The sequence below is a fragment of the Bradyrhizobium sp. CIAT3101 genome, assembly GCF_029714945.1.
In the GTDB taxonomy this organism is placed as follows: Bacteria; Pseudomonadota; Alphaproteobacteria; order Rhizobiales; family Xanthobacteraceae; genus Bradyrhizobium.
This window is the reverse complement of the sequence record NZ_CP121634.1, coordinates 4,823,463-4,839,656: the sequence shown is the minus strand read 5'-3', so window position 1 is coordinate 4,839,656 and position 16,194 is coordinate 4,823,463. Positions and strand designations below refer to the sequence as shown.

General features: G+C 61.1%; 18 protein-coding genes and 1 tRNA gene. 11 read left to right on the top strand and 8 right to left on the bottom strand.

The features are described 5' to 3' along the window. Positions 1-57 precede the first annotated feature (57 nt). Positions 58-1,665, top strand: a complete 1,608-nt coding sequence (locus QA645_RS22930; protein ID WP_283044020.1) for a hypothetical protein — start codon at positions 58-60, stop codon at positions 1,663-1,665. A gap of 18 nt (positions 1,666-1,683) precedes the next feature. Here the strand turns inward: QA645_RS22930 and QA645_RS22925 are convergent. Beyond that, positions 1,684-1,758, bottom strand: a tRNA-Glu gene (locus QA645_RS22925). Positions 1,759-1,987: 229 nt separating this feature from the next. On the opposite strand from QA645_RS22925, the gene QA645_RS22920 reads away from it, so the two are divergent. From QA645_RS22920 to QA645_RS22910, 3 genes are read left to right on the top strand one after another with little or no spacing between them, the layout of a single operon-like run. Then, positions 1,988-2,242 carry a PilZ domain-containing protein gene (locus QA645_RS22920; RefSeq protein ID WP_283044019.1) on the top strand — a complete coding sequence of 85 codons (255 nt, stop codon included), beginning with the start codon at positions 1,988-1,990 and terminating at the stop codon, positions 2,240-2,242. A 46-nt stretch (positions 2,243-2,288) separates the two neighbouring features. After that, entirely contained in the window at positions 2,289-2,531 is a 243-nt protein-coding gene (locus QA645_RS22915; RefSeq protein ID WP_283044018.1) for a porin, read from the top strand. A 7-nt stretch (positions 2,532-2,538) separates the two neighbouring features. Next, complete coding sequence (locus QA645_RS22910) at positions 2,539-2,706, top strand: hypothetical protein (protein WP_254193615.1); 168 nt, start codon at positions 2,539-2,541, stop codon at positions 2,704-2,706. A gap of 130 nt (positions 2,707-2,836) precedes the next feature. Here QA645_RS22910 and QA645_RS22905 read toward each other — a convergent pair whose 3' ends face one another. Continuing rightward, complete coding sequence (locus QA645_RS22905) at positions 2,837-3,475, bottom strand: glutathione S-transferase (protein WP_283044017.1); 639 nt, start codon at positions 3,473-3,475, stop codon at positions 2,837-2,839. 324 nt (positions 3,476-3,799) lie between these two features. Continuing rightward, on the bottom strand, positions 3,800-4,252 hold the full coding sequence (locus QA645_RS22900; protein WP_254131314.1) for a VOC family protein: 453 nt from the start codon (positions 4,250-4,252) through the stop codon (positions 3,800-3,802). Positions 4,253-4,435: 183 nt separating this feature from the next. Between QA645_RS22900 and QA645_RS22895 the strand changes: the two genes are divergently transcribed. Both QA645_RS22895 and QA645_RS22890 read left to right on the top strand, forming a co-directional pair. Then, positions 4,436-4,873, top strand: a complete 438-nt coding sequence (locus QA645_RS22895; protein WP_283044016.1) for a hypothetical protein — start codon at positions 4,436-4,438, stop codon at positions 4,871-4,873. Between the two features lie 558 nt (positions 4,874-5,431). Next, positions 5,432-6,013: a hypothetical protein gene (locus QA645_RS22890; protein WP_283044015.1), complete on the top strand. Its 582-nt coding sequence runs from the start codon at positions 5,432-5,434 to the stop codon at positions 6,011-6,013. A gap of 190 nt (positions 6,014-6,203) precedes the next feature. Here QA645_RS22890 and QA645_RS22885 read toward each other — a convergent pair whose 3' ends face one another. Continuing rightward, positions 6,204-6,929, bottom strand: a complete 726-nt coding sequence (locus QA645_RS22885) for a hypothetical protein (protein ID WP_283044014.1) — start codon at positions 6,927-6,929, stop codon at positions 6,204-6,206. 30 nt (positions 6,930-6,959) lie between these two features. Beyond that, the gene (locus QA645_RS22880) at positions 6,960-7,901 is read right to left on the bottom strand and encodes an ATP-binding protein (RefSeq protein ID WP_283044013.1); all 942 of its coding nucleotides are present in this window, start codon (positions 7,899-7,901) and stop codon (positions 6,960-6,962) included. Between the two features lie 582 nt (positions 7,902-8,483). Here QA645_RS22880 and QA645_RS22875 point away from each other — a divergent pair. The 3 genes from QA645_RS22875 (at position 8,484) to QA645_RS22865 (ending at position 10,736) form a co-directional block, all read left to right on the top strand. Beyond that, positions 8,484-9,134, top strand: coding sequence for an alpha/beta hydrolase (locus QA645_RS22875; protein WP_283044012.1), 651 nt, complete (start codon positions 8,484-8,486; stop codon positions 9,132-9,134). A 110-nt stretch (positions 9,135-9,244) separates the two neighbouring features. After that, entirely contained in the window at positions 9,245-9,937 is a 693-nt protein-coding gene (locus QA645_RS22870) for a hypothetical protein (protein WP_283044011.1), read from the top strand. Positions 9,938-10,100: 163 nt separating this feature from the next. After that, a complete protein-coding gene (locus tag QA645_RS22865; RefSeq protein ID WP_283044010.1) occupies positions 10,101-10,736 on the top strand; it encodes a LysE family translocator in 636 nt (211 codons plus the stop codon). Positions 10,737-10,752: 16 nt separating this feature from the next. Here the strand turns inward: QA645_RS22865 and QA645_RS22860 are convergent, their stop codons facing one another. Further along, positions 10,753-12,384: a tannase/feruloyl esterase family alpha/beta hydrolase gene (locus tag QA645_RS22860; RefSeq protein WP_283044009.1), complete on the bottom strand. Its 1,632-nt coding sequence runs from the start codon at positions 12,382-12,384 to the stop codon at positions 10,753-10,755. Between the two features lie 373 nt (positions 12,385-12,757). After that, positions 12,758-14,053 (bottom strand): hypothetical protein, encoded by a 1,296-nt coding sequence (locus tag QA645_RS22855; protein WP_283044008.1) that lies wholly within the window; start codon positions 14,051-14,053, stop codon positions 12,758-12,760. Between the two features lie 259 nt (positions 14,054-14,312). Between QA645_RS22855 and QA645_RS22850 the strand changes: the two genes are divergently transcribed. Then, positions 14,313-15,248 (top strand): alpha/beta hydrolase, encoded by a 936-nt coding sequence (locus QA645_RS22850; protein WP_283044007.1) that lies wholly within the window; start codon positions 14,313-14,315, stop codon positions 15,246-15,248. 52 nt (positions 15,249-15,300) lie between these two features. Here the strand turns inward: QA645_RS22850 and QA645_RS22845 are convergent, their stop codons facing one another. After that, positions 15,301-15,768: a cupin domain-containing protein gene (locus tag QA645_RS22845; RefSeq protein ID WP_283044006.1), complete on the bottom strand. Its 468-nt coding sequence runs from the start codon at positions 15,766-15,768 to the stop codon at positions 15,301-15,303. A gap of 213 nt (positions 15,769-15,981) precedes the next feature. Between QA645_RS22845 and QA645_RS22840 the strand changes: the two genes are divergently transcribed. Then, complete coding sequence (locus QA645_RS22840; protein ID WP_283044005.1) at positions 15,982-16,188, top strand: hypothetical protein; 207 nt, start codon at positions 15,982-15,984, stop codon at positions 16,186-16,188. Positions 16,189-16,194: the final 6 nt, after the last annotated feature.

Sequence of the window (16,194 nt, the reverse complement as noted above, 5' to 3'; positions counted from 1 at the left end):
GGAAGCCACGGTTCGATGCCGATGATGTCAGCCGATCGCGCTTTTCCCGACACGCACGTGAGCGGGAGGGTCAGAACAGCGCTGATCCTGATCGTGCCGATATTGTATCTGGCGGCGACGTTGCTCTATTCGGCCTGGCAGGCGGTCTGGGGTGTCCAGGTTGATCCGGAATCGGCCTACACCATGAACGGCCTGGTGGCGGCGGCCGGATATGGCTCGCTGAAATTCGATCATCCGGGAACGACGACGACGCTGCTCGTCGAGTTGGTCATCAGGGGCTGGGCCCTGGTCGCCCGGCCTGACGATATCGTTGCGTTCGGGCTCAAGCACTACGATGCGATCACCTTCGCGGCGCGGACTTGCGAGGCGCTGGTGCTCTCGGGTGCGTTGCTGGCAGGCGGGCTCATCGTCGGCCGGTCCACGCGCAGTGCCATTGCCGCGATGCTGTTTCAGGCGGGCGCGTTCGTTCATCCCGATGCGTTTCATTTTCAGACGGTACTCGCCCCGGAAAGCCTCATGGTCGCGATCGCGCTGTTCGGCATGGCGATCGTGCTCAAGGCTGCGCTCGACGCGCGACCGCCGGCGACCAGCCTCGGCGTCGTGTCCGGATTGATTTTCGCGCTCGGCTTCGCGACCAAATATCTCTACCTGCCGCAGGCGCTGTTCGCGGTATGCCTGCTCAGAAACCGGCGAGCGTTCGTCGCCGCCTTGCTCACCGGGGCGATCGGCTTCGTTGCCTTCAGTCTCGTCTTTAATCCCGGAACGATCACGCGCGGGTTCGGATGGCTGGTGCAAATCGCGACCCACAAGGGACATTACGGCGAGGGCGAGACCGGATTCATCGACTTCGCGACGTTCTGGTCGAACATGCGCGAGATCATCACGGCCGGACCGCTCGCGGCGGGTGCCTACATCGCAGCCGCTGCTGCGGCGCTGGCCTGGTGCATCAGGACGCGCGACTGGCGCGATCCGGTCAGCCTCACGCTCAGCGCTGCCGCCCTGGTCTTTGCGGCCTACCTCGTGGCGACGTCGAAGCATTTCGCGCTGCATTACATGATGGCGTCGTGGGCCCTGACGGGCGTTGTCCTCGTCCTGGTCGTGGTGCAGATCAGGCGCCTGGCCCCCGCGATCCCGTCGGCGGCGCTGAGCCTGCTTGCGGGCGGCCTATGTGCCGTGACGGCCGCGGTGACGCTGATCGACGCGAGGACAGTCGCGCTGCAGGCCTCTGCCTCGAATGCGATCGGGGCCAGGCTCTCGAAAGCCGTGGTCGCGGCGGGGCCGGCCTGCGCCAACGTCTCCGGCATGTTCGTGGGAGCGCCGGAGAACGACATGAACCATGGCTGGGACATGACCTTGCAGCTCTGGGGCGACCAGGCGATGCGGGAGAGGTTCTCGGTCGCCTATGAGCACGCCTTCGCGGTCGCCCTGCTGGACCACAACACCTACACGCACGTCCTGAAGACCAATTTTCGCGCCACCAGCTACGCCAAGCTCGCCGCGGACTATCCCTGCGTCATCGTCCGCTCACCGTGGGAACTGAACGAGGACAATTCGATCGGGCTGCTGGCGCTCCATCCGGACCATTGCGTGATCGAGGGGATCCACGTCTATACCGTCGGGCTCGCCTGCACGAAGTTGCGCGAGAGCTTCCTGGGCGAGCGGTGAGGGATGGGGGCTGCTGCTTGGCGCTCCCTAGCGGAATCGAACCGCTCTCTCCACCGTGAAAGGGTGGCGTCCTAACCGATAGACGAAGGGAGCAAACGCAAGGCCGGGCCGCATGTGGCGACAGGCCCGCTGGCCGGTCCGAGTCGTGCCCGGCGGCTTGCAGCGGGCGAACGTATAGTGGCCTTTCGGCCCGTGGGCAAGCCGTTCCGGAACGCTCTTTTGGGCCCGGTGGATAGCCCGCCCCGGGATCATGCGGGCGGCGATTTCAACCGTTTCTTAGGGTTCCCTGGGCTAGCGCTGGGGCGGGAGATATCTTTCGCCGATGCCACAGCCCAAGAAGCGCGCAGCCCGCAAAATGCTGTCGCAGCACGCCTGGATCACGCTCGAGGGCGGATTCGCGGCGCGGCACTGCCTGGTCCAGGACATCTCGGCCTCCGGCGCCAAGATCACGCTGGACGAGGATGCGAGCCAGCTGCCGGGCGTGATCCGGATGGCGTTTGCGCGCGATGCCCGGACCGGACGGAACTGCCAGGTGGTCTGGCGCCGCGGCAAGTCGGCCGGCATCAAGTTCCTCTGACGGCCGCCCGATAGCGCCAGGCCCGGGTCCGGGTTACAAGGCGGGCATGCGCCTTTCCGTCCTCGTCCTGATCGCTCTCGCGACGACCTCCGCAGCCGGAGCCGAGACCCTGCGCCTGCCGCCGACCGAGCAGCCCCAGTCGGGCAAGACCCTGCCGCTGAGGAGCGCCACGGGGGCTGCCAGCAAGGCCAATGCCTGCGCCGCCTATGGCCGGGGCTTCATGATGGTCGAGGGCACCTGCGTGAAGATCGGCGGCTCGGTCAGGGTCGACACCGTGACCGGGCGCTGAGGGACAGATGTCTCAGGACCTGCTGCGGCTCGATCTGCTCGTCCCCGCGCTGATGTATTGCGCGCTGTTGTGGTGGGTCGGACGCGGGCTCTCATGGACCGCCAAGCTCGCCACCGCGGTGGTCACGCTGGTGCTGATCGTGGTCGTCGTGATGGTCGAGCGCGGCTGGCGCTGACGCGCCCTCAACAAAAACGCGAAAACAACCCCATGCACAGTAGCCGTCAAGAGAGACGTCGGATGCGGGCTGTTTGCGCGGCCCGCGCGATTCAACGTGCTCTCACCACGGCTTAAGCCGCGTCAGCGGCTCACGACATCGGCGGCGCTACGTGCTGCGCAAATCCGGGCCGCTTGGCGAGCGCGGCGAGCCACCGCGTCAGGTTCGGCTGCGCCGGACGGGTGATCCCCTCGACGCCGAGCCAGCGCCGTGCGTAGCAACCGATCGCGATATCGGCGATCGTGAACTGGTCGCCTTCGATGAAGGTCCGCGAGGCCAGATGGTGGTCCGCGATGGCCCAGACCTCGGCGGCCGCATCGGCATCCCTCTGGATCTTGATCATGTCGCGCTCGGCGGGCGGCGTGCGCACGATGCCCCAGAACACCGGACGATCGACCGGCTGCACCATCGACAGCGTCCAGTCGAGCCAGCGGTCGACGCCGGCGCGCTTCTTCGGCGGCTCCGGATAGATCGGCGTGCCGCGCCCATGCGCCATGCAGAGATAGCGCATGATCGAATTGGATTCCCACAGCGCATAATCGCCCTCGACCAGCGTCGGCACGCGCGCATTGGGGTTCATCGCGAGATAGCCGGCCTCGCGGGTCTTGCCGTAGGCCATGCCGGCGTCGATGCGCTCGTAGGGCAGGGAGAGCTCGGTCAGGCACCACAGCACCTTCTGCACGTTGACCGAATTGGCGCGGCCCCAGATCGTCAGTTTTTGGTCCGACATGAAATCCTCCCGCAGCGTTTTTTGACGTCGCGCGGGTGATAGCGGAATTCGCAGCCTGGAGCGATGCGCATTGCCGTGAGCCCCTCATGCAAAAAGCTCCGCCGGGGGCGGAGCTTTCCGTAGCACTGAGGCTGCACGCGCGCGACAAACGCAAATTGCGTTTGCGCTGACATCAATGACCGAAGAACAGCCACAACAGAATGATCACCGGGATAGGCACACCCAGCAGCCACAGCAATATTCCTCGTCCCATTGCGTCCTCCTCCAATCGCTTTGTTGAAGGGAGAACGCGCCGGGTGGGCGCTGGTTCCTACGGTAAAAGCCTTACCAGTGGCCGGTATTCGGCATCGACGCCCACGGCTCGGCCGGCGCCTTCGGCTCGCCCTTCTGCAGGATCTCGATCGAGTGCAGGTCGGGCGAGCGGACGAAGGCCATGTTGCCGTCGCGCGGCGGCCGGTTGATGGTGACGCCGGCCTTTTGCAGCTTCGCGCAGGTGGCGTAGATGTCGTCGACCTCATAGGCGAGATGGCCGAAGAACCGGTCCTCGCCATACGTCTCCTCGTCCCAGTTATAGGTGAGTTCGACCAACGGCGCGCCGCGCGTCTGCGGCTGCGTCTTCAGCGCCTCGAGATCGTCGGCCGAGCACAGGAACACGAGCGTGAAGCGCCCCTTGTCGTTCTCGATCCGCCGCACCTCCTTCAGCCCCAGCGCATCCTGGTAAAACTTCAGCGCGACATCGAGATTGCGCACGCGCAGCATGGTGTGGAGATAACGCATGGTTGTTGCTCCCTTGGATGGATGGGGTTTTGCTTTGGGCCGGGATGGCGAGGGAGGAGATAGCAGGAAATGGGGGCGAGGGGCAGGGGGCGGGGGAGGGGGAGAATGTGCGTGAGGGGAGCCCGGGCGTAGTCTAGTTTTGAAAGCGACGCATCGGGCTAAGCCTAGAACGGGAGGAACATCATGAAGCCTGGAATGCGTGTGCAACTGCCGAGCGCGATTGCGCAAATCTACGAAGCGGTCGCAGAGTTGGAGGAGCGATATCCGGGACGTCCGTTTACACCGGATGGGCATTTAGTCGGATCGCTTGGCGAAGTCGTCGCACAAGAGATATTCAAGTTTGATCTCTATCCCCCATCCAACAAAGGTCATGATGCAAGGTGCGAAACTCGTGGTGATGTCGAGATTAAGATTACAGCCGGTCGCAGCGTCGCATTCCGTGGGGACTGCAATCATTTGATCGTCCTGCAAATCGTCTCGCCACATGAGGCTGAGATTATTTACGATGGTCCGGGTGCTCCCGTTCTTGCGATTGCTGGTAAGATTGCCAGCAACGGTCAAAGGCGAGCTTCGATCTCTCGCATAAAAGCGCAAGCGCGTAGCCAATTCGGAAACTGTTAGGACACGGTGGGCATAAGCTCGGGTGGCGATGTTGAAGGACCTTGAGGCCCTGTCCCGCGCGCTTCTATGGATGTCACGGATCTAGTCACGTTACCCTTCGAAACGAGACACAAAAAACGAATAGATTCAAAAGCTTTATCGACATAGCGGTGACAAGCGTTTGGAAAATTGCCGACTGCTCGATTCCTCTAATGACGTAAGTACTTGAAGTTATTTGTGTATTTATTTTAGCTCTGACGGTGCGTTGCTCAAATTTGGAATCTGTGCCTCCTTACTTAAGCCCCCTGACAAGAACGATTCGCTCTTCAGAATTTTCTGAAAGGAGAGCTGTGTCGTGGATAAACTTGAAGTCACGCTGGGGTTCTTGAGCCTGAGTGCGCAAGGAACGACGGGAATTGTTGCTGCGTTTTTGATCGTAGTTCTGTTTGTGGGATTGCGCTTACGGAAGTGAGTGGTCATGTGACCACCCCCACTGTTCACTGCAATTACCGTGTCTCACCCAAGGGGGGCAGTCCAGCACTGTCACCGTAATCCAGCCGTCCAGATAGGAAGCCGGTGATGCCGTTAATGCCATGTTTCGAGCCTGGTCAGGCCGAAGAGCAGGGGAAGATCATCGGGAAGATATTAGTGGGATACGGTGAGCTTGAAGTTGGCCTGTTGTCCTGTCTCGTCGCAGTCGAACGACACATCGACCTTCCAGTTAAACGCCTGTTCGAACGGATGCCCGCAGAGAAGCGCATCAAGCTAGCCCGCCAGACTCTGCTGCCGGCGTTCGCTGATGCCGGGCTGGAAGCTGATATGAAAGAATGTCTGGCCGATTTGGATTGGTGCCGTGATCTGCGAAACCAATATGCCCATTGCCAATGGGGCTGGACAAGTAACGATGGCCTATTTTTCGTGAACCTAGAGCAATTGGCCGCAAACCATGTTGGTCCAATCACACGGGTTATGAACCATCCACGATATCTCGGTGTTTCGCTGCTTAAAGAGCAGGAGGCATATGGCGATTATGTCCGCGAATGCTTCATCTACCTGGAAACAGCGTATCAAGCATGGGATCGACGGCGGCGAGATATAGCGATGACCGCTTTCGTATTTTCAAAGCCGCCAAAGATCACGCGGCCGTGCCTGCACAACTAGGGAGGTGCCAGTGCACCTATCCCCAGTGGCAGCGCGAGTGAGTTGAGTGCACTTTCACCGTAACTCTCAGGGGAATGCTTTGGGAGACCGGTAGGAATTACGGTGACAGTGCACTTAATTCGCAATGTCTTGTTGGGCGGCCGTGCGGTGATGATGCGTGGAGTTTAGTGCACTGTCACCGTAATTTTAGTCACTTGAGCAGAGGCGGCGGCTCTCGCATCTTCGACCACGCGACATTGTCGGACAGCTTTGGGGTATAATCTCTCACGACACGAACGACGGCATCCATCAAGGTACTGTCGGCTTCCGGGTGCACGGCTATTGAGCTTATTAACAACTCGGGATCAAAGTCGCATGTGCAGCCGAACTCGTGCCACGTAACGGGTGTACCGATCATTCCATCTGTGATGATGGCCCGAACTTCGCGCTCATATTGGAACATAAGCCGCTTTCTTGTAGCGAGTCCCGTTGGGCTGGGCGTTCTTATCTCGGTGCCCGGGGCATCGTAAGTGACGGGATACCAACTGACACCCTGGAAGGCGCGGGTGAGGTTGTAACTTGGTGCGCAGATGGCCACACCGTCAGTTGAGCCGCAGAAGATCCGCCAGAGAGCGTAAGACTCGTGGTCAGAGCTCGACCAGCAACTGATGTAGGTCGTCTCCCGCCATAGCTTATTGATGCGGCGGGCGCGATCTAGGATTGGCTCTTCAATAACATCACTTTGGAGCGACCGAATAGGCCTACGTAGGATGACGTGTTCGAGCTGATCGCCGGCGAGGGCAAGCTCCCATGGGTCGTTAAGCTTGTCTGCGCGCGAGAACCACAGTTTCCGGTTCTGGATGAGCCACAGAAACTTGGTAAAGCTCATGTAGCGCCATAAGTTGCGGTCCAATTGGGTGCTTACTGCTTCGTCCATAGGAACTCCGCTAGAGTCAGCGTTCGTCAGCTAGCGCGATAACAGGTGGCCGGGCCGCTGTATTCGGAGATGCTGACCTTCCTGGTGCAATGTCCATTCAACTTCACTCAAAAAGCCTGGGCTCATGATCTTGACGGTGACCGGGAAGCGATTGGCCCCACCTAAGACGCGAGCCTGAAGTCTAAACATGATAGAAGATAGCCGTTGATCGACCTCCTTGAATATTGGCAACGAAGGTGGCGAGGAAATTGATCGCGTTAGCCATCTGCGCGCTGCGATCCCTTCGCCTTCAATTCCAGTCTGATTCCAAGGGTCGGCGGGCAGCAATGCCAAACTGGTGTGAACTCCAATCTGTAAAACAGAGTAAAAAGCTGGTTGAGCACTTTTGTTGGCGAGAACGACACCGATAGAAATGGGTTGGGTGTACTCTTCCTGAAAGTTATAGGCTATTTCGGTGTTGTCGCCGCGAGATAAGGACAGTTCTGCAAATAGATCCGGTGTCGTGGTCCGATAGAACATCTGCTTTACTTCGTAGTGCTCCATCGGGAGTCTGTTGAAGTTGTGGCGCCGATAGTACCGACCATCAGTTTGGTGAGGCTCTCCGCTCGATGCCTGTATGTCGATCACCACAGCAACGCGGCCGCTCGATAAGGGGACATGGTAAGGACGTGCTTTGAGCGGGGGCATCACGTGCTGTTGAAGGATTTGCTCGAACCAACTTTCTGGGTATTCCCGTGGGTCAAGGCCGGCGTCGAGACCGTCAGGCTCCTGGTCTTTGTTCTCTTTCATGCCATAGATGATCTGTCCGCCATCAGCGTTGGCGAAGGCCGAAACATCGCGGGCTATTTCCTTCTTCTTTCGGTCGTCCCGCTTATCAACAGCATCTGAGGCCTTGTATTCGATGTGAAGGCTCTCCTTCACCACATCGTCGACAAGGGCTTTGAGTTGTTCTTCCGTTGAAAGGTTTAGCATGATCAAATATCGCGGTTGAAACGTTGCCAATAGCAGCTTTCCCGTGCGTAAAATAGATGCCTGTAGCCTCAGGGGGTGAGCATGGGCGTGAGGGAAGTATGGAAGGCACTTGGCGACGCTGAAGCGAGCATCCGTGTATTGATCGCGATCGGGGGACTCCTTGTCGGCGCGGTGGTAGCTGGATTTGCGCTGAACGCACAGTATGAAAAGGCAAGTGCTTCCTATCGGGCGATTCTGGCTCTCCAGGAGAATAAGTGGGGCAGCACTGTCACAAACCCTCCGGCTATCGCTGCGCGAAATGGAGGTGAGGCAGATTGCCCAGACGGGTCTTACATGGTGGGAGTGAAAGTGCTGTATGCGGCTGACGCACTCACCACCATCCAACCCATTTGCCGGCAGCTGGGCTTAAAGTAATAGGCTCTTGCCCAGAATCCTTGTGGGCCGTGGAAATTTCGGGGACAGTGCACTAAATTGACACCGGAATTACGGTGACAGTGCACTCAATTCACACCGTCGGTTCGGCGGCCGCGTGGCGATGATGCGTGCACTACCGCCGTAACTCGGATCACTCATACTGGCCGCATGAGCGAGATATTTCACCTCTTTGCCCCAGGAGCCGATCCCATCGACGCACCACTTCTGCTGCTCCACGGCACCGGCGGCACCGAACTTGACCTGCTGCCGTTGGCCCGAGACCTGGCTCCCGGGATGTCGACCCTCAGTGTCCGGGGAACCGTAGACATCGAGGGCGGCTTCGCATTCTTCCATCGACATCCGGACCGCTCGATCGATGGAGCTGATCTAGCCGAGCGCGCTTCAAAGCTGGCCAATTTCCTTGATGCGTGTCGCGCGCATCACGGGTTCACGGCACCGATCGCAGTGGGTTTTTCGAACGGCGCGATCATGGCCGCCGCGCTGCTTCTGACCAGGCCCGGGCTGCTCGGTGGAGCCATTCTGTTTCGACCGCTGTCGCCATTGTCGCGTGAACTGCCGGCGATGATGCAGGGAACGCCCGTCCTGATCATCGATGGACGGGATGATGCGCGCCGATCGCGCGGTGACGGTTTGAGGTTGGCCGAGAGATTGACGCGTGCGGGTGCTGTCGTGACACATCACGTGCTCTCGACAGGACATGCGATCACATCGGAGGATAGGCAAATCGCACGGGAGTGGCTGCTCAGGACGAGACGTGGACCGAGGCCGCAAGCCGAGGAGGGCGACCGTCGGGATTGAGCCCACTGTCACCGTCTTCTCCACGACGACTGCGGTATCAGAGCTGCGGCTGTTAGCTTCTCGACCAGCAGTTTTAGTGTATGCTAACCTCAGGTAGCGAGGTGGCTGGCGTGGCAACCGTTCTAATCGTTTCGGGTGTCCTGACGGGGGCTCTCGGACTTCTCGACATTTTTCTTAGCGAAGCGCAAAAATCGAAGCTTGATAATTGGACGCTCCGTGTCTGGGATTGGCTCTCTGACGCAAAAAAATTTTCTCTCATCGGCTGGCTGTTGCGGCCAAGCTTTCGGATCTGGTTTTCCGGCATATCGATCGCGAGCGCATTCGCTCTGTTTTTACGAGGTACTGTCGATCCTTCGGACTTCGACTGGGTGTCTGAAGCGTTGCGCTCAATTGGCCAACTAGCGGTTGGCGCGCTCTCCGGCTGCATGACTGGATGGTTGATGCAGCGCCATATTCTCAGTAGATCTTCACGAACAGCGCCCATTTGGGCGATCGGCTATTTTGCTATTGCGATCACTCTCTTCCTGTATGCAACTTATCTCGCTCTTGGCGGTGTGATGAGCAACCCGCCATTGAGTACGGGATTTAGTATTTTCCTTGATTGGGCGTTTCCATTCACTATGACGCTATTCACGTTTTCAGCGATTACGACACTTCCGCTGTTGGTGATCACAATCATGGAATGTGTTGTGTTCTGCGCAGAGCTAATCGTGCGGAGAATTGCGGAATCGCCCAAAGGCGTTGTCTTGGGGTGCAGTAGTATTGCTACTGCGATAGGTGCATTTCTCAAAGCCTCGCCGTGAAAAAGACCCCCGCACAACTGGGGGCCAGTCGTTAATATGGTATCTCGTCGTCACCTTGAGGGCTTCGACGCGGGAGCTACGAGTGCACTGCCGTCGTAATTCCGGAGCATCAGAACCGCGGCAGAGCGTATTATACGACGGCAACTTGGAGGAGCGGCGCGGCATGTTATCGTTTCTTGCATTCATCGGGACGTCGATCATCGTCATTGTCACGCCGGGGCCCGACACGGCCACGACAATCCGCAGCACTCTCTTAGCAGGGCAGACTGGCGGGATTTGCACTGCGGCTGGCATCGCAGTGGGGCAGATGGTCTGGGCGCTGGCGACCAGCGTCGGGCTTGCTGCTCTCCTGGTGGCCTCGGCGCCACTGTTTCTTGCGATCAAGTATCTGGGGGCCGCTTATCTCATCTATCTGGGCATCATCGCGTTGTACGAAGCCCTTTGGCCACCGGAGCAAGGTTCCGACAGCGCGATGGAGAACCACGCGCATGGCCGCGTAAGCCCCTGGATCGCCTTCAGGCAGGGGCTCATCAGTGATCTCGGCAATCCCAAGATGGCTGTTTTCTTCACAAGCCTGCTTCCGCAGTTCGCGCCGACAGGTGGTTCGACCTTTGCGACACTGCTCGTTCTTGGAATTGTGTTTGCAGGGATGACCTTCGTCTGGCTCGCATTTTATGCCGCAGCGATCCACAAGGTGCGGCATGCGCTTCAGCGGCCGACCGTACGTCGCCTCGTGGAGGGCGTGACTGGAACTGTCCTGATTGCTTTGGGTTTGCGCATCGCCACCGAGCAGCGGTGAATAGCCCGCCATCTGCCTACTTGCACTCAAAACTCTCCGCGCTCTCCGGATCGCCTTGCCCCTTGTACTGTGCGTGTTGCGGATAGGCGCAAAGCGGCCGACTGCGGCCGGGGAAGGCTGGTCCCGTCGCCACCGCCGCATCGGGCGCCTTGCCGTCTTCCACCCAGTTCACGACCGCGCTGAGGAGATCGAAACGATCGAGCGTTGCGCCGCTCGAGCAGTGACCCATGCCGGGCACCAGGAAGGCGCGGCTCGATGTCTCCCGCACCATCTCCATGCCGCCGGAATCCGCCGCCATGCGCTCGTAGTAATTCACGGTGTCTTCAGCCGAGAACCAGGGATCGCTCACACCGTGGTAAAACAGCAGCTTGCCGCCATGGCCGAAATAGCTCGACAGGTTGGTCCAGTAGGCGGTGTTGGTGAGGCGATCGAGCCCGCTCGCGTTGACCCGGTCTTCGAGTTGATCGACGTCGATGCGGTCCCAAACAGGCGGTCCGACCGGACTGAGCGCGCCTGATGTCAGGATGCCGGGAATGGAAACGCCTTCGGCTGCGACGCCGCTGTCCCACGGGAACGGCGGGTAGACCTGCGCGCCGCGTGAATTCTTCGGTCCGGCAAAAGCTTTCCGGAGGGCATCGACCTGCGGCGGCGCCAGGCAAGAATCTGTCTTGCCATCCGTCTTGTCGCCCGTGCAGGTGAGGACCGCGGGATCGAATTGACAGGCCTTGCGGTCGAAGATCAGGCCATCCTTGACGCCGTCTCTGGCGTCGCAGGCCTCGAGGATCGCGTTCGTGATCAGCTTTCGCTCGCCCGCGGAAAAAGTCTTGGCGGGCTCCGGCTTGCCGGACGCATCTTTCGGCGCGACCTGGCTGAAGGCAGCGTTGGCCCAGGCGAGACCGATATTGGAGTTACCGGTGCGCATCGCAGGCGCGCCAGCGACGATGCCGTCGAACTGTTCGGGATAGCGCGCCGATGCCAGCATGCCCTCGCGGCCCCCGGTCGAGCACCCCGTAAAATAGGAACGTTTGGCGGGCTGGCCATAGTAATGCGCGACGATCGCCTTGGCGGCAATCGTCACCTTGCCGACGGATGAATTGGCGAAGTTGAGCGCGGCTTCCTGGTCCTTCAGGAAAGAGGCATCGAACACCGCGCCCTGATGACCGCTATCGGTCGAGACCACGGCAAAGCCGCGCGCCAGCGCCGGCACCTCGCCGGCCGCCTGGTAACCCAGCGGCGGCCGGATCGAGCCGTTCAAACCGCCGCCGCCCTGAAACAAGAACCGGCCGTTCCAGCGATCGGGCAGGGCGATGGCAAAGCCGATCGCGTAGGACTTGCCCTCGACCCCCACGCGCTGATCGATCACGCCATCCGCGCGGCAGTTCGGCGGCAGCGCCACCGATACGGTGGCCGGCGCGGGCGGCGACGGCTGCACGGTCCCCGGCGGCGCCTCCGGCACCATTTCGGCCTTGGTGATCAATGTCGTCGATCCCGGCATCTTCCAGCCGGTCAGGTCGGCGCATTTGAGTGCAGGTGATAGGTTGGCTGAATCGTCGGCGCTTGCCGGCGAGATCGCAACGACCATGATGGCCGCGACCAGAGCCAGGCAAGCCATCGCACCATCAAGCGCCACATTGCTTTTTCGCTGCATTGTTCTTCCCTGCCGTTTTCTGATTTTTATTGCGGTGCATTGAACTCACGCTGACCGCCGGACGATGTGGTGCACCGACACTGAACTATCTTGTGTCATTCGGCAGGTGCAGTCCAGCGGCGCAGCGCGCTCGCCGTTCGCCCCTTGCGGCGGCATGAGTGAGTTGAGTGCATTGTCACCGAAACGCGTGGAGCCTTAGCGCACGGTCGGCGTAATCTAGGGGCCAAGCCCGGATTGCTTCGCTTCCGCCGTCGCTCTTCGAGCTATGGCGGACAAGCCGCTCGCAATGACGTGTTGAGCGAGCGTGCCCCTCTATCACCGTCATTGCCGAGGGGCCCGGCCTAAGCTGGCGCCCGCAAAGGACCGGCCTGCCTCAGATCGCCTTCGCTTTCTTCAGCGCGTCGAGATCGCGCCGCACGCCGGTCAGGCCGTCGTGGTTGTAGCGGATCAGAATCCGCTCGGCGCTGAGGTACGACAGCGCCGGGTTGCGGAAGCCGTTGTTGAACTTCGCGGCATCCGCGGGGTCGAAGCCGTAGTCGGGCGCGAGCTTGGTGAGGATCGCCACTGACGCCGTCACCGCCGGGCCTGTGAAGATGTAGTCCGCATCCGACAGATTGTGGATCACGGTCTCGGCCGAGAGGTTGCCGATTTTGGCGGCGAGGAAGTCGATGTTGTCGGTGGTGCGTGCCGGTGGCAGGCGGAAATGGCCGTCGGCATCCTTCACCAGATAGCCGCGTGCGATCGGGTCGACATGGGCAATGATCGCCGCAGCGCGCAGCCAGTTCACCGCCATGTATTCCTTGCCGAGCGTCGGCGCGGTGTGGGCTGAGGCCTGGATCACGATGAACGGCGCGGGCAGGTCGCGCGCCATGGATTCAGCGACGCCGAGAATGTGATGGGCGCCGGTGCGGCTGTCGCCCTTGGCGCCATCCGCGTCGGTCTCGCCATTGCCGCCGAAGTTGAACTCGGCGAACTCGCTGCCGTCGGCATTCCACTGGAACACGATCGGCTTGGCCCAGTCGTGCAACATCGGGGCGGCGATGATGGCGTCGTTGTTCATGACGAGATCGGAGCGGTTGACCGCGTCGCGCGAACCCGGCAGCGGCGCCACCCGCGGCAGACCGTCCTCGCCGGTCAGGCCAACGGTGAGGCGATAGTTCTCGCTGAGGCTGATGGCACTCGCCAGGTTGAACGATTCATGCACCGGCAGGCCGCCGGGATAGGAGTGGTGGCCGGCGAATGCGCCGCCGGGTGCAGCTCCCCAGGCCATCGGCAAATGCGGGCAGGCGGTGCCGTCGTCGCGCAGCGGCGGAAACACGCCGGTCACCGCGCCGCCCGGGAATGCCTTGCCGTTGGCCTCGTTGATCAGCCCTTGGCTGGTCAGCTCGGCGATAATCTTGTCCTTGTCGGAGGCAGTGAGGTTAGCGCGATGGGTGACGCAGGTGTTCGGGTTGAACAGGGCGTCGCGGGTCGCGGCCTTCAGCTTGGCGTCGTCGATGGTGGCGATGACCTGCTCGATGCGCGCCAGAGCTGATGTCACCAGCGGCGAACGGGCGGCGAGCTCTCCTGCCGCCGCGTTGCCCGCGCCAAGCACGGTCTGGTCAACGGCCAAAGCCGGGGCGGAAATTGCCAGCACGGCAGCGGCGACGACGGGAAGCATGAGGCGCATCAGCTGGTTCCTTCTGAAAAGACGCGCAGCGCTAGCATCGGACAATGACAGTCCGGTAACAGAAGGTGCCGCCGCTGTGGTTTCCCGAATTGCGGTGACGGTGCGCTTGACTCCGATGGCAGCACGAGTGTGAGTTGAGCGCACTGTCACCGTAAATCTATGGATGGCAACGTCAAATAGATTCAACGCTCATACCAACGAACCTGTGGTGGGCTACGACATGTTCAAGAACAGTTTGACGGCAGGGGTGGCGGCCTTGATGGCAGCGAGCATGATGGCGGCAGGCTCGGTTTGTGCGGCGCCGTTGAAAACGCGCGACGTCATCGAGATATGGCCGGGCGGCGTGGGGCCGGGGTCGGAGAAATCGCCGGCACAACTCACGGTCACCGAGCGCAGCAAGGTGGCTTACTGGCCTGATCGTATCGTCACCGGCATCACCAGGCCCAATCTCACCGCCTTCGTGCCGGACAAGCCCAGCGGCACCGCGGTCATCGTGGCTCCCGGAGGTGCCTATTCGCGCATCGTGCTCGACAAGGAAGCCGCGGAGATGGCGCGCTGGCTCAATCCCTACGGCGTGACGGTGCTGCTGATGCAATACCGCTTGCCGGCGGAAGGCCATGTCGACGGCAAGGATGTTCCCTTGCAGGACGCGCAGCGTGCGATCCGCGTGGTGCGGCAGAATGCCGGGGAGTGGGGCCTTCAGCCCGACAGGATCGGCTTCCTCGGTGCATCCGCGGCGGGCCACATGGCGGCAAGCCTCGGCGCCCAGTTCGCCAAGAAGGTGTACGAACCCGTGGATGCGGCCGACAGCCTGTCCGCTCGTCCGGATTTCCTGCTGCTGCTCTATCCGGTGGTGTCGATGGACGACAAGCTGACCCATCTGGAATCGCGCACCAATTTGCTCGGCAAGGATCCGTCGCCGGACCTGATCAGGGACTATTCGGCGGACCTGCACGTCACCAAAGAGGCGCCTCCGACATTCATCGTGGTCGCGAAGGACGATCCCGTGGTGCCGCCTGAGAACAGCATGCACTATCACGACGCGCTGCAGAAGGCGGGTGTGTCCAGCGAGCTCCACACCTTCGCGGAAGGCGGCCACGGCTTCGGTATCCGCGACGCGCGCCAACTGCCGGTCTCCGACTGGCCCAATTTGGCGGCCGCCTGGATGAAGGCCAAGGGCTATATCAAGCAATAGGCTTGAAATTATCGGATGTCCTCTCCGTGTGCGTGATGAAGCACGTCGGGATCTACTTCTCCTCCGCCGCGGTCGCTGTCGCCGGGCCTTCGCCCATGATCAGCAGCACGGCGTCCTCGTCCTTGGCGCCGTCCCAATGCACCTGCTTGCCGGTGTGGGTGACGAAGCTGCCTGCGGGCATCGGCACGGTGCCGTTGTCAGGGTCGAATTTCGGGCCTGAGCCGACCCACCAGGTGCCTTGCAGGACCACGATGTAGCGGTCGTTCGGATGGAAGTGCGGGCGGCTGAAATGGTTGCCCTTGGTCCACTTGTTGTAGACCATGTAGAAGCCGGGCTTGTCGGGATTGCCGACCACCACGGCCGATTGCGCGCCGCGCGCGTCAACCGGGCCCCAGGGGATCTGGTCCGGCAATTTAAAGGTGACGGCGGCGGGATTGAGCTCGGCGGCGGAGCCGACGCTCAGCGTGCCCGCGAAAGCGAGCGGCAGCAGCAGAAAGCGCAGGGCGCGGCGCGTCGTCATGATGACCTCCCTTTTTTCAGTGCCGGTTGGTGCGGCACCCCTGGGTTGCAGGAGATGCTAGCCCGTCTCGTCGCCCCGGCAAAGCCACGGCGAGGCAAGGCCACGCATGCGTGGTCTGCTGCAAGAACCGGCCGGCGAGGGGGCCGACAGTCGGCCTGATGAACCGGGATGGCGCTCAGGGCGACGAATGCCTGGAAACGAGGGCATTTCGCCGTGTCATGGTTCAAACGATATCTGATCAGCTTCCTGATCGCGGTGGTCTTTTTCGCCGGCTTCGATGCCTACAAGCGTCCGGGCGAGGATGCGCGTTTGGCGACGATCCTGGTCGCGTCTGCAGGCTGGCCTCTCTTCGCTGCGCTGGTCGTGGGCGGCGCCGTCGGTGACGCGGTGCACGCCATGAAGTACGGCAAGACGGGATAAGCGGCC

What these genes read in the sequence shown, in the direction of transcription:
- QA645_RS22920 (WP_283044019.1), top strand. Translation starts at nt 1,988, where the DNA reads ATGCCACAGCCCAAGAAGCGCGCAGCCCGCAAAATGCTGTCGCAGCAC.
- QA645_RS22915 (WP_283044018.1), top strand. Translation starts at nt 2,289, where the DNA reads ATGCGCCTTTCCGTCCTCGTCCTGATCGCTCTCGCGACGACCTCCGCA.
- QA645_RS22910 (WP_254193615.1), top strand. Translation starts at nt 2,539, where the DNA reads ATGTCTCAGGACCTGCTGCGGCTCGATCTGCTCGTCCCCGCGCTGATG.
- QA645_RS22905 (WP_283044017.1), bottom strand. Translation starts at nt 3,475, where the DNA reads ATGTCGGACCAAAAACTGACGATCTGGGGCCGCGCCAATTCGGTCAAC.
- QA645_RS22900 (WP_254131314.1), bottom strand. Translation starts at nt 4,252, where the DNA reads ATGCGTTATCTCCACACCATGCTGCGCGTGCGCAATCTCGATGTCGCG.
- QA645_RS22895 (WP_283044016.1), top strand. Translation starts at nt 4,436, where the DNA reads ATGAAGCCTGGAATGCGTGTGCAACTGCCGAGCGCGATTGCGCAAATC.
- QA645_RS22890 (WP_283044015.1), top strand. Translation starts at nt 5,432, where the DNA reads ATGCCGTTAATGCCATGTTTCGAGCCTGGTCAGGCCGAAGAGCAGGGG.
- QA645_RS22885 (WP_283044014.1), bottom strand. Translation starts at nt 6,929, where the DNA reads ATGGACGAAGCAGTAAGCACCCAATTGGACCGCAACTTATGGCGCTAC.
- QA645_RS22880 (WP_283044013.1), bottom strand. Translation starts at nt 7,901, where the DNA reads ATGCTAAACCTTTCAACGGAAGAACAACTCAAAGCCCTTGTCGACGAT.
- QA645_RS22875 (WP_283044012.1), top strand. Translation starts at nt 8,484, where the DNA reads ATGAGCGAGATATTTCACCTCTTTGCCCCAGGAGCCGATCCCATCGAC.
- QA645_RS22865 (WP_283044010.1), top strand. Translation starts at nt 10,101, where the DNA reads ATGTTATCGTTTCTTGCATTCATCGGGACGTCGATCATCGTCATTGTC.
- QA645_RS22860 (WP_283044009.1), bottom strand. Translation starts at nt 12,384, where the DNA reads ATGCAGCGAAAAAGCAATGTGGCGCTTGATGGTGCGATGGCTTGCCTG.
- QA645_RS22855 (WP_283044008.1), bottom strand. Translation starts at nt 14,053, where the DNA reads ATGCGCCTCATGCTTCCCGTCGTCGCCGCTGCCGTGCTGGCAATTTCC.
- QA645_RS22850 (WP_283044007.1), top strand. Translation starts at nt 14,313, where the DNA reads ATGGCAGCGAGCATGATGGCGGCAGGCTCGGTTTGTGCGGCGCCGTTG.
- QA645_RS22845 (WP_283044006.1), bottom strand. Translation starts at nt 15,768, where the DNA reads ATGACGACGCGCCGCGCCCTGCGCTTTCTGCTGCTGCCGCTCGCTTTC.